At 72.1% G+C, this 11,607-nt stretch carries 10 protein-coding genes; 1 reads left to right on the top strand and 9 read right to left on the bottom strand.

Features of this window, described 5'->3' with window-relative positions:
* Nucleotides 1–32 precede the first annotated feature (32 nt).
* The 9 genes from ACWGKU_RS38255 to ACWGKU_RS38215 all read right to left on the bottom strand — a co-directional run bounded on the left by ACWGKU_RS38255 (nucleotide 33) and on the right by ACWGKU_RS38215 (nucleotide 10,018).
* Entirely contained in the window at nucleotides 33–749 is a 717-nt protein-coding gene (locus tag ACWGKU_RS38255) for a DUF2306 domain-containing protein (protein WP_401054894.1), read from the bottom strand.
* Nucleotides 750–783: 34 nt separating this feature from the next.
* Nucleotides 784–1,557 (bottom strand): SDR family oxidoreductase, encoded by a 774-nt coding sequence (locus ACWGKU_RS38250; protein ID WP_359915586.1) that lies wholly within the window; start codon nucleotides 1,555–1,557, stop codon nucleotides 784–786.
* Entirely contained in the window at nucleotides 1,550–3,103 is a 1,554-nt protein-coding gene (locus tag ACWGKU_RS38245) for an FAD-binding oxidoreductase (RefSeq protein WP_452180825.1), read from the bottom strand. The genes ACWGKU_RS38250 and ACWGKU_RS38245 overlap by 8 nt, the downstream gene beginning before the upstream one ends.
* A gap of 125 nt (nucleotides 3,104–3,228) precedes the next feature.
* Nucleotides 3,229–4,395 carry an LLM class flavin-dependent oxidoreductase gene (locus tag ACWGKU_RS38240; protein WP_380553387.1) on the bottom strand — a complete coding sequence of 389 codons (1,167 nt, stop codon included), beginning with the start codon at nucleotides 4,393–4,395 and terminating at the stop codon, nucleotides 3,229–3,231.
* A 107-nt stretch (nucleotides 4,396–4,502) separates the two neighbouring features.
* The gene (locus ACWGKU_RS38235) at nucleotides 4,503–5,345 is read right to left on the bottom strand and encodes a class I SAM-dependent methyltransferase (protein WP_401046534.1); all 843 of its coding nucleotides are present in this window, start codon (nucleotides 5,343–5,345) and stop codon (nucleotides 4,503–4,505) included.
* Nucleotides 5,335–6,417 carry a 4-hydroxyphenylpyruvate dioxygenase gene (gene hppD, locus ACWGKU_RS38230; protein ID WP_380553393.1) on the bottom strand — a complete coding sequence of 361 codons (1,083 nt, stop codon included), beginning with the start codon at nucleotides 6,415–6,417 and terminating at the stop codon, nucleotides 5,335–5,337. Before hppD ends, ACWGKU_RS38235 begins: the two co-directional genes overlap by 11 nt.
* Before the next feature lie 15 nt (nucleotides 6,418–6,432).
* Nucleotides 6,433–6,654, bottom strand: a complete 222-nt coding sequence (locus ACWGKU_RS38225; RefSeq protein ID WP_401046530.1) for an MbtH family protein — start codon at nucleotides 6,652–6,654, stop codon at nucleotides 6,433–6,435.
* The gene (locus tag ACWGKU_RS38220) at nucleotides 6,651–8,405 is read right to left on the bottom strand and encodes an amino acid adenylation domain-containing protein (RefSeq protein ID WP_452180824.1); all 1,755 of its coding nucleotides are present in this window, start codon (nucleotides 8,403–8,405) and stop codon (nucleotides 6,651–6,653) included. Before ACWGKU_RS38220 ends, ACWGKU_RS38225 begins: the two co-directional genes overlap by 4 nt.
* A gap of 38 nt (nucleotides 8,406–8,443) precedes the next feature.
* Entirely contained in the window at nucleotides 8,444–10,018 is a 1,575-nt protein-coding gene (locus tag ACWGKU_RS38215) for a 4-hydroxyphenylacetate 3-hydroxylase family protein (RefSeq protein WP_401046525.1), read from the bottom strand.
* Between the two features lie 213 nt (nucleotides 10,019–10,231).
* On the opposite strand from ACWGKU_RS38215, the gene ACWGKU_RS38210 reads away from it, so the two are divergent.
* Nucleotides 10,232–11,569, top strand: a complete 1,338-nt coding sequence (locus tag ACWGKU_RS38210; RefSeq protein ID WP_401046522.1) for an extracellular solute-binding protein — start codon at nucleotides 10,232–10,234, stop codon at nucleotides 11,567–11,569.
* Nucleotides 11,570–11,607: the final 38 nt, after the last annotated feature.

Raw genomic sequence — 11,607 nt, 5'->3', positions numbered from 1 at the left:
CCCCCCCCCCCCCCCCCCCGCGGGGAGGAACGTCAGCGCACCAGTTGGGCGGCCCGGGGGCCGGTCCGCTCCAGCCACCAGTGGGCGACCAGCAGATTGACCACCCAGCCCGCCCAGTTGGCCACCTCCAGGAGTACCGGGAGGTCGAGCTTGAAGCCGGGGATGTACCCCATCAGCTCCACCACCACCCGGCCCCAACTCGTGCCGAGGGCCATCGCGAAGCTGTAGACCATCCAGCGCCGGTGGTCGACGAACCGGCGCTGCAGCGCGGCCCGCAGCCCGAGCACGGTGGTGAGCAGCCACAGCCCGCCCATCATGGCCAGGCCGATCCTGCCGCTCGGGGCGGTGGAGTAGGGCAGCAGCACCAGGGCCAGCAGGCCGCCGGGCAGGGCCCCGGCGAAGATGTACACCCGGCCGCTGATCCGGTGCACCGTCGGGTGGTTGCGGCGTATCCAGGGCAGGACCTGGAGGAAGACCGTCACCATCGAGATGTTGCCGAAGACGACGTGCCCCACCAGGACGGCGTAGTGCGCCGGGAAGGACGGGTCCAGGGGGATCCTGGCCTGGCCCGGGCCGCCGGTCAGGTACCGGGGGAAGGCGTACACCAGATTGAAGACCACGAGGACGGCCAGGGCCGTCACCCATGGGCTCTGCCACCAGCTCGGTGCGGTCGCGCCCGCTCCGGTGCCGGGTCTCGTGCGTTCCGGTCCGGCGGCCAGGGCCCCGGACGGCTTCGTGTTCCGTGTCACCGCTGATCCTCGACTTCCGTTGGGTCCGGGTGGTTCAGTGGTGGTACTCGCCGGCGTTGGCGTCCAGGCAGTGGCCGGTGACGGCGCGGGAGAGCGGGGACATCAGGAACAGCACGGCGTCGGCGATCTCGTCGGGCTCGGGGAGCCGGCCGAGGTCGAGGGTGGCCGCGATCTCGTCGTAGATGTCCTGCACGGTGACGCCGCGCTGCGCGGCCCAGTGGCCGAAGCCCTCGCGCAGGGCGTCCGCCCAGATGTAGCCGGGGGCGACGGTGTTCACCCGGATGCCCTGCGGGCCGAGCTCGGTGGCCAGGCTCTGGGCCAGCGACAGCAGGGCGGCCTTGCTCATCTTGTAGGCGCCGAACAGCCGCTTGGAGTGCCGGATCACCGCGGAGTTGATCATGACGACCGAGCCCCGGTTCTCGGCCAGGGCGGGGGCGAACAGCCGGGTGAGCCGCAGCGCGGCGTAGACGTTGGTCTCGAACCCGGCGCGCACGTCCGCGAATTCGACCTCGCCGAGGTCGACCAGCGGGGGCACCGCGAAGGCGTTGTTGACCAGGGCGTCGATCCGGCCGAAGGCCTCCGTCGCGGTCTTGACCAGGGCGGCGGCCGACTCGTCGTCGGTGATGTCGGTCGGTACGGCCAGTGCCCGGCGTCCGGTGCGCTCGACCTCCGCGGCGATCTCGGCGAGCCGGGAGGCGGTCCGGGCGGCGAGCACCACGTCCGCCCCCGACTGCGCGGCGCGCAGGGCGATGGCCCGGCCCAGACCGGGGCCGACCCCCGAGACCACGACGACCTTGTTCTCAAGCATCCTGATCCTCCAGCAAGTCCGGCTGTGCGTCGGTTGGTTCGATCGACAGTGCGTGGCGGAACACGTTCCGGGGGTCGTACGCCCGCTTGACCCGCTGCAGGCGCGGGTAGTTGCCGCCGTAGTAGAGCGCCGACCAGGGCACCCCCGAGGTGTTGAGGGCGGGGTCGGCCAGGTCGCGGTCGGGGTAGCCGATGTAGGCGCCGTCGGTGAACCCGTCGGGGACGGGGACCCCGCCGGTCCCGGCGTGGACCTCGCGGTAGAACTCCCGGACCCAGGCGATGCAGGCCTCGTCCTGGTCCGCGGACAGCCAGAAGCCGCCGCTGTAGAGGACCTTGAGGATCGAGTCCCGCTGGGCCGTGGCGGTGGCGTCGGGGGCGACGGTGTTGACCCTGCCGCCGAAGCCGGCGACCACCAGGCACGACATCGGGTTGATGTGCTCCGGATCGCTCAGGTAGCGCCAGACCACCCCGAGCTGGTGGTCGGTGAAACCCTTGCGCAGGTAGGCGGCCTTGTCCTTGTAGCGCCCCTTGGGGTCGTTCGGGAAGCTGTACGAGGGCAGCCAGGAGCTCAGCCAGGGCACGACCTCGGTGACGTGCACCGACGGTTCCACCCCGACCCCGGCGCTGACCGCGTCGAAGTGCTCGGCCAGCACCTTCTCGGCGTCCGGCCCCTCGTGGTCGATCACCACGACCATCCCGAAGGCCCCGGAGTTCCGGTGGGTGACGATCAGGTTGCTCCACAGGCCGGCCGTCGGCGCGTCGGCGTCGTCGTGCTCCTCGTACCAGGTGCAGTAGTTGCGCAGCAGGGTGGCGAGGGCCTCCTCGGTCATGCCCTCCCAGGGCCACATGACCGTCCGCTTCCACACCCGGGCCGGAGCCCGGGGAAGCAGGAGGGCCGGGTCGGCCGAGTCGGCCCCCGGGGTGCGCAGCCAGAACCTGGTCACCACACCGAAGTTGCCGCCGCCACCGCCGGTGTGGGCCCACCAGAGGTCGTGGTGCGGGTCCTCGGGGTCGGCGCTCGCCACCACGGCACGGGCCCGGCCGGACTCGTCGACGACCACCACCTCGACGGCATGGAGGTGGTCGACGACCAGGCCGTCGCGGCGCGAGAGGTGGCCGTAGCCGCCGGCCGTGAAGTGGCCGCCGACGCCGACGTCCAGGCAGGTGCCGGCCGGGACCGTCACGCCCCAGCGCTTGAAGAGGGTCCGGTAGACGTCCCCGAGCAGGGCGCCGGAGCCGACCTCGATCGCGCGCCGGTCGGGATCGTAGGAGATGCCGTTCAGCTGGGACACGTCCAGCAGGACCCGGACGTCGGGGGAGGCGGTGAAGTCCTCGAAGCAGTGCCCGCCGCTGCGGACCGCGATCCGCCGGCCGGTCGCCACCGCCTCGTCGACGGCCGCCACCACCTCCTCGGTGCCGGTCACCACGTGCACCTGGTCGGGCCGTCCGACGAAGCGGTGGTTGTAGCCCTGGACGAGGTTCTCGTACCGCGGGTCCCCGGGCCGGATCACCACCGGCCCGGTCGGATCAACGGTCCTGTCGGTCATGCTCGTTCGTCCTTCCACGGGCCGGACGCGCGCGGCGCCGGCTGTCGGGTCCCGGGGGTCCTGCGCGGGGGCCCGGGGGCCGCGCCCCGCCCCAGCGGGGGGCCCCCCGGGCGGGGGAGGTCCGGCTAGCCGGCCACCGCGCCGGAGCCGGACGTGGCTGCGAACAGTTCGGGGGCGACGTCCTCGGCCATGGCCCTGGCCGACTGCCAGGCGACCTCGTGCGTGGTGCCGACACCGCCGCAGAGCAGCACGAAGCGACGGAAGCCGGCGGACGTCAGCGCCTCCAGCTTGGCCCGGACCGTCTCGACCGAACCGACCAGGGCGAAGGGGTTGCGGAGGTAGGACTCCGCGGGGGCCTCGAACACGCCCTGCACGCCGGTGTCGCCCTCCTTCGCCAGCGAGGACAGCGGGCTGTCGGCGGGGTCGGCGCCGGCCATCCGCGCCAGCACCCCGCCGGCGGTCTCGATGTGCGAGACGAAGCCGTCGCGGACGAGCTCCGCGGCCTCGCGGTCGGTGTCGGCGATCACGGTGAAGCAGCTCGCCGCGACGTTCGCCATGGAGAGCTCGTGCCCGTGCTCCTTGCCGACCTCCAGGTAGCGGTGCAGGCGCGCGACCATCTCCTCCACGCTGATCTTCGACATGCCGCCGGCCGCCGGGTCGAGGTTCAGCCCGGTGAAGACGTTCCAGCCGCGGCGGGCCGCCATGGCGAGGGACTCGTCCGTCTCCGCCGCCACCCACAGCGGCACGCTCGGCTGGACCGGCCGGGGCCAGACGGTGACCTTCGCGACCTCGGCGTCCTGGAGGAAGGCCGTGTACGCGGGGGTCAGGTCGTCCTTCGCCACCGGGTGGTCGATCCGGTTGACGGCGCCGTCGATGAGGTCGGCGTTGTGCTCGAAGGCGGCCCGGTCGCCGCGCCGGCCGAGGCCGATCTCCAGCCGCCCGCCGGAGAGCACGTCGATCATGTTGAACTGCTCGGCGAGGTGCAGGGGGTGGTGCAGCAGGGCCAGGTTCACCCCGGAGACCAGCCGGGCCCGGGTCGTCCGCGCGGCGATCGCGGCCAGCATGACGTTCGGGTGCGGGGAGATCGACGACGGGCCGAAGTGCTCCGGCAGGCTGAGGCCGGCGTAGCCGAGGCGCTCCGCCTCGACGCAGTGGTCGAGGTAGGTCTCGTAGAGGCGGGCCCCGAGCACCGGGTCCCACTCCTCCGGCGAGCGCGATCCCGACGGCGCGTAGGTGAGGTTGTCCCAGTAGACGAACTTGACGCTGTTCGGGTCCTCGGAGAGTGTGCTCATGCCGGTGGTTCCCCTCTGTTCGCAAGGCTCGCAGTGGATGTGAATCAATCTAGCCAGGCGGCCGGAGGCCGCCATCTTCCAGATTGCCCGCGTGGTCCGGGCCGGTTTCAGACCGTGCCCGGGGCCTCCAACGACCTGGCCAGCGCGGCGGCGTCGGAACGCACCCGGCCTCCGAGGCGGGGGCGCTGACCGGTGTCGGAGTACTGCCGGGGCCGGCTGCCGCCGGTGCGGCGCAGCACGGTCATGCTGTTCTGCCGCAGCTTGCGGCTCTCCAGCAGGTTGAGCATCTCGAACTCGCCGGGGGCCATCCGCTGGGTGTCGGCGATGTACTCCAGGATCGCCTCGCCCTCGGGGTAGGTCATCAGGTAGTGCATGACCACGATCCCGCCGTCCGGATCGATCAACTCCCAGAAGTTCTCGAAGAAGTAGAGGCAGTCCCAGGCGTCCACCCAGGCGAAGTCGATCGGCCGGAACTCCTCGGGGAGGCGTCCGACGGCCCCGCGCATGTCGGAGTTGACGACGGTGACGCGCTCGGCGAGGCCGAGCTCGCCCAGCACCTCCGTCACCAGCGGGGCCGAGGAGCCGGCGTCCGAGAGGTCGTCGACCGCCACGAACCGCGGCCGGTACGGCTCGCGGTAGCCGCCCGGCAGCAGCAGCGCCGGCTCGCTGTCGATCCACGCCTCGTCCAGCTCCCGGCCGTCCGTGAGGTACGGCAGGGTCTTGCGGACCAGCGCCGCGGCCTCGGCGCCGGCCAGTTCCTCGGCCTCGGCCAGGGCCTTCGCCAGGAACGGGGTGGTGTAGCCCATGCCGACCTCCAGCACCCGGTGGGGCCGGACCAGGTGGATCAGCTGGGAGAGCAGCGGCGCCACCACCTCCGTTCCCATGCCCGGCACCCGAAGCCGCTCGACCGCGGTCCGGAAGCGCTCGTCGGGGATCGTGTCACGCGTCATCGCCGGTACCCCTGCCCTGCTGGTGCTCGATGGCCTGGTAGAGCGCCTTGATGTTGCCGCTGCCGAAGGAGCGGGCACCCATCCGCTCGATGACCTCCAGGAAGAGGGTGTTGCGGGGGTGCACGGACTTGGCGAAGATCTGGAACAGCTGCCCGTCGTGGTCCTGGTCGATCAGCAGGTTCAGCCGCTCCAGCTCCGCCACCGAGTGCCGCAGCGGGGTGAGCCGGTCCGGCAGCAGCCGGTAGTACGCCGGGGGGGTGCCCAGGAACTCCACGCCCCGGGCGGCGATCGCGTCGACCGAGCGCACGATGTCGTCCGTGGTGAAGGCGATGTGCTGCACGCCCGGACCGCCGTGGTCCTTCAGGAAGGAGTCCAGGTGGCCGGAGACCTCGGACGGGTCGGGGGTGATCAGGGTGAAGGTGACCGTGCCGCCCTGCACCACGTTGGTGATCATCACCTGGCCGTTGACCTCGATCCGCTCCGTGAAGATCGGTTCGAAGTCGAGGACCTCGCGGTAGAAGGCCACCGTCGTGTCCATCTGCCCCGGCTCGACGCAGATCGCGAAGTGGTCGACCTCCCGCAGGCCGCAGTCCGGCCCGGCCGGGCCGGCGTCGGCCGGCGTCAGCCCGGGCAGCAGCCGCTCGTCGCCGCCCGCCGGGCGCTCGACGAAGGTGTGGGCGATGTCGCCGACGCCCATGATCGTGGCGGTGACCACGTCGCCGTGCGCGACCGGCGCCGACACCGGCCGGGCGCCGCGGCGCACCGCCGTGGCGAAGGCCGCCCGGGCGTCCGGGACGCGCAGCGCGATGTCGGCCACCCCGTCGCCGTGCTTCTCGACGTAGGCCGCTCCCGGGTGGTCCCCCACCACCGGCCGGCTGAGCAGCAGCCGGATCCCGTTGGCGCCCAGCGCCACCGAGCGCAGCTCCCGCGCCTGCGGGGGCGAGCTCGCATACACTTCCAGGCCGTACCCGCGGACCAGCCACTCGGTGGTGACCGCCAAGTCGGCGACGTAGCAGGTGATGTGGTCGACGAGCATGCCGCCGAAGGTCTCCTGACCCGCGTCGAGGCTCATGTTCCGGACTCCTCGTCAGTCGTCGGGCTGCCCAGGGAGGCGCCCGGTGAGGCCGTTCGGCCCCAGATCCGTCCAGTGCTCGTTCACGTAGGCGAGGGCGGTGGTCCGGTCGGACGGCCCGTGCTCGGGCGTCCAGCCCGCCGGTACCGCGGCGTCGGCCGGCCAGAGCGAGAACTGGCCGCGCGCGTTGACCAGGACCGTGAACTCGCCGTCGTCGGCGTCGAAGGGGCTGCTCATTCCCGCTCTCCTTCCGGTCGGTCCAGCAGGCCCTCCAGGGCCGCCACCGAGGGAACGTCGAAGAACTGGGTGACGGTGAGCGGGATCCTCAGCTCGGCCCGGATCCGGCTGACCAGCCGCATCGCGGCCAGGGACTGGCCGCCGAGCTCGAAGAAGCTGTCGTCGACCCCGATCTCCGGCACCTCCAGCACCTCGGCGAACAGGGCGCACAGCTGCCGCTGCCGCTCGGTCGCCGGCGCCCGGCGGGTCGAGCCGGTCACCGGCTCGGGCAGCGCCCGCCGGTCCAGCTTGCCGTTGGGGGTCAGCGGGAGGGCCGGCACGCTCACGAAGGCCGTCGGCACCATGTACGCCGGCAGCTGCTCCACCGCGTGCGCCCGCAGCGCACCCGCCTCGATCCCGTCGGACTCCGGGACGTAGTACGCCACCAGGCGCTTCTCCCCGGACTCCGACTCCCGTGCCACGACGGCGACATGGGCCAGGCCGGGATGGCGCGCCAGTACCGCCTCCACCTCGGCGGGCTCCACCCGGAAGCCCATCACCTTGAGCTGGTCGTTGGCCCGGCCGAGGTACTCCAGCAGGCCGTCCCGGTCGACCCGGACCAGGTCCCCGGTGCGGTACATCCGTTCGCCCGGCGCGTCGAAGGGGTTGGCCACGAACCGCTCGGCCGTCAGATCGGGCCGGTTGACGTAGCCGCGGGCCAGGCCGCGGCCGGCGATGTGGAGCTCGCCCACCCCGCCGACCGGCACGGGCCGCAGCCCGGCGTCCAGGACGTGCAGCCGGACGTCGTCCATCGGCCGGCCGACGCCCACCGGGCCCGTGGCGAGGTAGGGGGCGGTCATCGGCGCGCTGGTGCTGAACAGCGTCGCCTCGGTGGCGCCGTACATCGCCCGCACCACCAGGGCGGGGTTGTGCTCCAGCACCCGCTGGACGGCCGAGGGGGCGATGACGTCGCCGCCGGTGAGCACCTCGCGCACACCGGCGAGGCAGCCCGGATCCTCCTCGGCCAGCACCCGGAACAGTCCGGCGGTCAGGTGGATGCCGGTGATCCGCTCCTCGGCGATCAGCCGGCGCAGGGCGTGCACGTCGAGGTCGCCCGGCGGGGCCACCACGATCCGCCCGCCGTGCAGCAGCGGCACCCAGAACTCGTACGTGGAGACGTTGAAGGCGTACGGCGCCACCATCAGCACCCGCTCGTGCCGGCCGTCCGCCCAGATCGAGTCCAGGGCCAGGCCGAGCGCGTCCCGGTGGGCGATCGCGACGCCCTTCGGCACCCCGGTGGAGCCCGAGGTGTGGATCACGTAGGCGAGGGCGTCCGGGCCGGTGGGGACGGCCGGGTCCGTCGCGGGGTAGCCCGCGAGGCCCTTCTCGCCCTCGACGACGACCACCTCGGCGCCTTCCGGCAGGCCCTGCCGGCTCATCGCCTCGTCGGTCAGCAGCACCGGCGCCGCGCAATGCTCCACGATCCACTGCTTGCGCGGCAGCGGGTAGGCGCTGTGCAGCGGGAGGTAGCACCCGCCGGCCTTGAGCACGGCCAGGATCGCCACCACCAGGTCCGCCGACCGCTCCATCAGCACCGCGACCGGCGACTCGGCCCGCACGCCGAGTTCGCCCAGCCGGTGCGCCAGCCGGTTCGCCCGCTCGTCCAGCTCGCGGTAGCTGAGCCGGACTTCACCGGACGACACGGCGATCGCGTCCGGTGTCCTGAGCGCCTGTTGCGTGAAATGCCCCTGAAGGGAAGGGGAAGCCACCATGCCCTCCGATCCTCATCGATTGGTTGTCGGTACCCGGATCAGCTGTCGAGCAGCCCGTGGACGGAATCACTCAGGTCGGCGAAGGAGGACAGATCGGGTACCGTCCACCCGTTCAGGTCGTACTCCGCCAGGCACTCGTCGACCAGGCCCTTGTAGGAGTCCAGCTGGCCGTTGGCGAGCTGGGCGAAGAGCAGCTCGATCCGGGTGTTCTCGTGACTGCCCGCGTAGTTGCGCTCGTAGAGCTCGTGGCGGCCGCCGAACTCGCTGCCGACGGCGTCCCAGAGCAGTTTCATCACCTTGACCCGCTCGACCGCGTCGACGCCGCCGGAGCCGCGGAGGAACCGGTCCAGGTAGGGCCGGATCTCCGGATTGCCGAAGTCCTTGGCACTGGAGTTGACGTAGATCAGCCCGCTGGCCACGTCCTGGAGGACGATCTCCCTGATCCGCGGGTAGCCCGTCTGCATGAACCACCGGTAGGCCAGGCCGTACTGGGAGTTGGGCAGCACCGCGCCGTTGCGCCAGGCGACCGGGTTGCGGGCGGCCGCGTCGGACAGTCCCCAGAACAGGTTGCGCCAGGCCAGCACCTCGCCGAGCCGGCTCTGCACCCCGCGGAAGTCCCCGGTGCCGGTGATGTCCAGGGCCTTGGCCAGCAGGCCGGCGATGAACTCCAGCTTCACCGCGAGCCGGGTGCAGCCGTGGAAGGTGAACCGCTCGATGAAGCCGGACTGGCCGGTGAACATCCGGATCTTCTCCGGCTGCCCGTAGACGAAGACGTTCTCCCACGGGATGAGCACCTTGTCGAGCACCAGGATGGTGTCGTTCTCGTCCAGCCGGGAGGAGAGCGGATGGTCGAACGGGCTGCCCATCGCCGCCGCCGTCGCGGTGTAGGACGGGCGGCAGATCAGCTTCATCCCCGGCGCGTTCATCGGCACGGTGGCCACCAGCGCGAAGGTGCGGTCCTTGATCGGCAGGCCGTAGTGCGCGATGAAGTTGTAGTGCGTCAGCGCGGAGCCGGTGGCGACCACCTTCGCGCCGGACACCACCAGGCCGGCGTCGGTCTCCCGCTCGGCGTGGATGAAGACGTCCTTGACCTGGTCCGGCGGCAGGGACCGGTCGACCGGCGGGTGCACGATCGCGTGGTTCCAGTACAGCACCTTCTCCTGCGACTCGGCGTACCAGCGCCGGGCGTTGTCCGCGAACGGCTCGTAGAAGTCCGCGTTGGCGCCCAGGGTGCCGAGGAAGGAGGCCTTGTAGTCGGGGCTGCGGCCCATCCAGCCGTAGCTCATCCGCGCCCAGGCGGCGATCGCCTGCTGGTCGCCGACCAGGTCCTCCGCGCTGCGCGGGGTGGTGAAGAAGCGGTGGGTGTAGCCCTCGCCGCCGCTGTCGACCGGCGCGGTCAGCACGGGCCGGTGCCGGGGGTCGTGCAGGGCGTCGTAGAGCCGTGCGGTCATCCGGACCGGATTGTGGAACGCCGGGTGGGCGGTGACGTCCTTGACCCGATCACCGTAGAGGTAGATCTCCCGGTCGTCGCGCAGGCTCTCGATGTACTCCGCCCCGGTCAGCGGGCGAGTTCCGCGCGCATTGCCGGCGGTGGTTTCCCGGGCTTCGGCCATCAGACGCCTCTCCTTGCTGCCAGTTCACCGGACGGATCGAGACTGACAGCCCGGGAGCGGCGGTGGCTTCTCCCGACGTGCGCCGCTTGCGGACCCGGGCGGCCCGGGCGGTCCGCACGGCCCGGACTCAGCACGAGCGGAGATGCCCGCGGTCCGCCGCCCCCGGAGCATGAGCATCTGGATCTGCCAGGCCTGCGCAGGAGGGACTCCGGAATGAGCAAGCGAATCGACATCGACATCGTGGTGCCGCTCTACCCGTTCATGCCGTACTTTCTCGACCGGACGAGGGAGTTGGCGGAGAAGTTCACGGCCAACCACCCCGAGTACCGGATCCGGGTCAGCGGCGCCGACTGGCTGTCGGTGCCGCAGACGGTCCACGACGCCGTCCAGCAGGGCGGCGCGCCGACCATCGCGCAGTACTTCTACACGTCGACCCGGGACGCCCTCGACGCCCGACGGCCCGACGGGTCGCCGCTGTTCACCTCGGTCGAGCGGGCGATCGCGGGCCGCACCGAGATCCTCGGCGAGCCGGTCGTGCTCGGCGACGTGGCGCCCGCCGCGCGGCACTACTACACCCACGACGGCGCGGTGGCGGCCATGCCGCCGCTCACCTCGACCACGCTGCTGTACGCCAACACCACCCTGCTGGAGCGGGCCGGGATCACCGAGGTCCCGCAGACCTGGGCCGGGATCGAGGCCGCCTGCCGGGCCGTCGCCGCGCTCCCCGACGGGCCGGCCCACGCGATCACCTGGCCCAACCACGGCTGGTGGTTCCAGCAGTCGGTGGCCCAGCAGGGGGCGCTGCTGGCCGACCACGACAACGGCCGCTCCGGTCGCGCGGAGACGCTGTACCTCGACTCGGACGCGATGCTCGCCTACGTCGACTGGTGGCGCGGGCTGCACCGGGCGGGCCTGTACCGCTACCACCCGAGCCGGGTGAACACCGAGGTCGACTGGGACGGCAACTTCCGCGCCTTCGCCGACCAGGAGGTCGCCTTCGTGCTCACCACCTCGGTCGAGGCGGCCCGGATGGCCCAGGCAGGCCTGGACGGCGGCTTCGTCGTCCAGGCCTGCCGGATGCCGTACAACGACCGGGTGCCCTACGCGGGCAACGTGATCGGCGGCGACGCGCTCTGGCTGGCCGCCGGCCTGGACCGGGAGACCGAGGACGGCGCCCTGGCCTTCATGCAGTACCTGAACACGCCGCGCACCGCCGCCGAGCGGCACCGGGAGACCGGCTTCATCCCGGTCACCGGCGGTGCGATCGACCTGCTGGAGCAGGAGGGCTGGTTCGAGCGCAACCCGCACTTCCGCACGGCGCTGGACCAGCTCGCCGCCAACTCCGGTTCGCCGGCCGCCCGGGGCGCGCTGCTCGGGGAGTTCGCCGGGATCCAGGACATCCTGACCACCGCCATGCACGACGTGCTGGTCACCGACGTGGAACCGCGGGTCCGCTTCGCACAGGCGAACGCCGAGGCCCAGCTGCTGCTGGACCAGTACAACGACGCCTGCCGGGGCCTGCGCCCCCGCGGCCCGATCAGGGTCGGCTGACGACAGGGCCGACGGTCCCCGCCGCACGCGGCGGGGAC

It is taken from the genome of Kitasatospora sp. NPDC054768 (assembly GCF_053612025.1).
Note: the sequence above shows the minus strand (reverse complement) of the source record. Positions and strands in the feature narration are given on the sequence as shown.

What these genes read in the sequence shown, in the direction of transcription:
- ACWGKU_RS38250 (WP_359915586.1), bottom strand. Translation starts at nt 1,557, where the DNA reads ATGCTTGAGAACAAGGTCGTCGTGGTCTCGGGGGTCGGCCCCGGTCTG.
- ACWGKU_RS38245 (WP_452180825.1), bottom strand. Translation starts at nt 3,103, where the DNA reads ATGACCGACAGGACCGTTGATCCGACCGGGCCGGTGGTGATCCGGCCC.
- ACWGKU_RS38240 (WP_380553387.1), bottom strand. Translation starts at nt 4,395, where the DNA reads ATGAGCACACTCTCCGAGGACCCGAACAGCGTCAAGTTCGTCTACTGG.
- ACWGKU_RS38235 (WP_401046534.1), bottom strand. Translation starts at nt 5,345, where the DNA reads ATGACGCGTGACACGATCCCCGACGAGCGCTTCCGGACCGCGGTCGAG.
- hppD (WP_380553393.1), bottom strand. Translation starts at nt 6,417, where the DNA reads ATGAGCCTCGACGCGGGTCAGGAGACCTTCGGCGGCATGCTCGTCGAC.
- ACWGKU_RS38225 (WP_401046530.1), bottom strand. Translation starts at nt 6,654, where the DNA reads ATGAGCAGCCCCTTCGACGCCGACGACGGCGAGTTCACGGTCCTGGTC.
- ACWGKU_RS38220 (WP_452180824.1), bottom strand. Translation starts at nt 8,405, where the DNA reads ATGGTGGCTTCCCCTTCCCTTCAGGGGCATTTCACGCAACAGGCGCTC.
- ACWGKU_RS38215 (WP_401046525.1), bottom strand. Translation starts at nt 10,018, where the DNA reads ATGGCCGAAGCCCGGGAAACCACCGCCGGCAATGCGCGCGGAACTCGC.
- ACWGKU_RS38210 (WP_401046522.1), top strand. Translation starts at nt 10,232, where the DNA reads ATGAGCAAGCGAATCGACATCGACATCGTGGTGCCGCTCTACCCGTTC.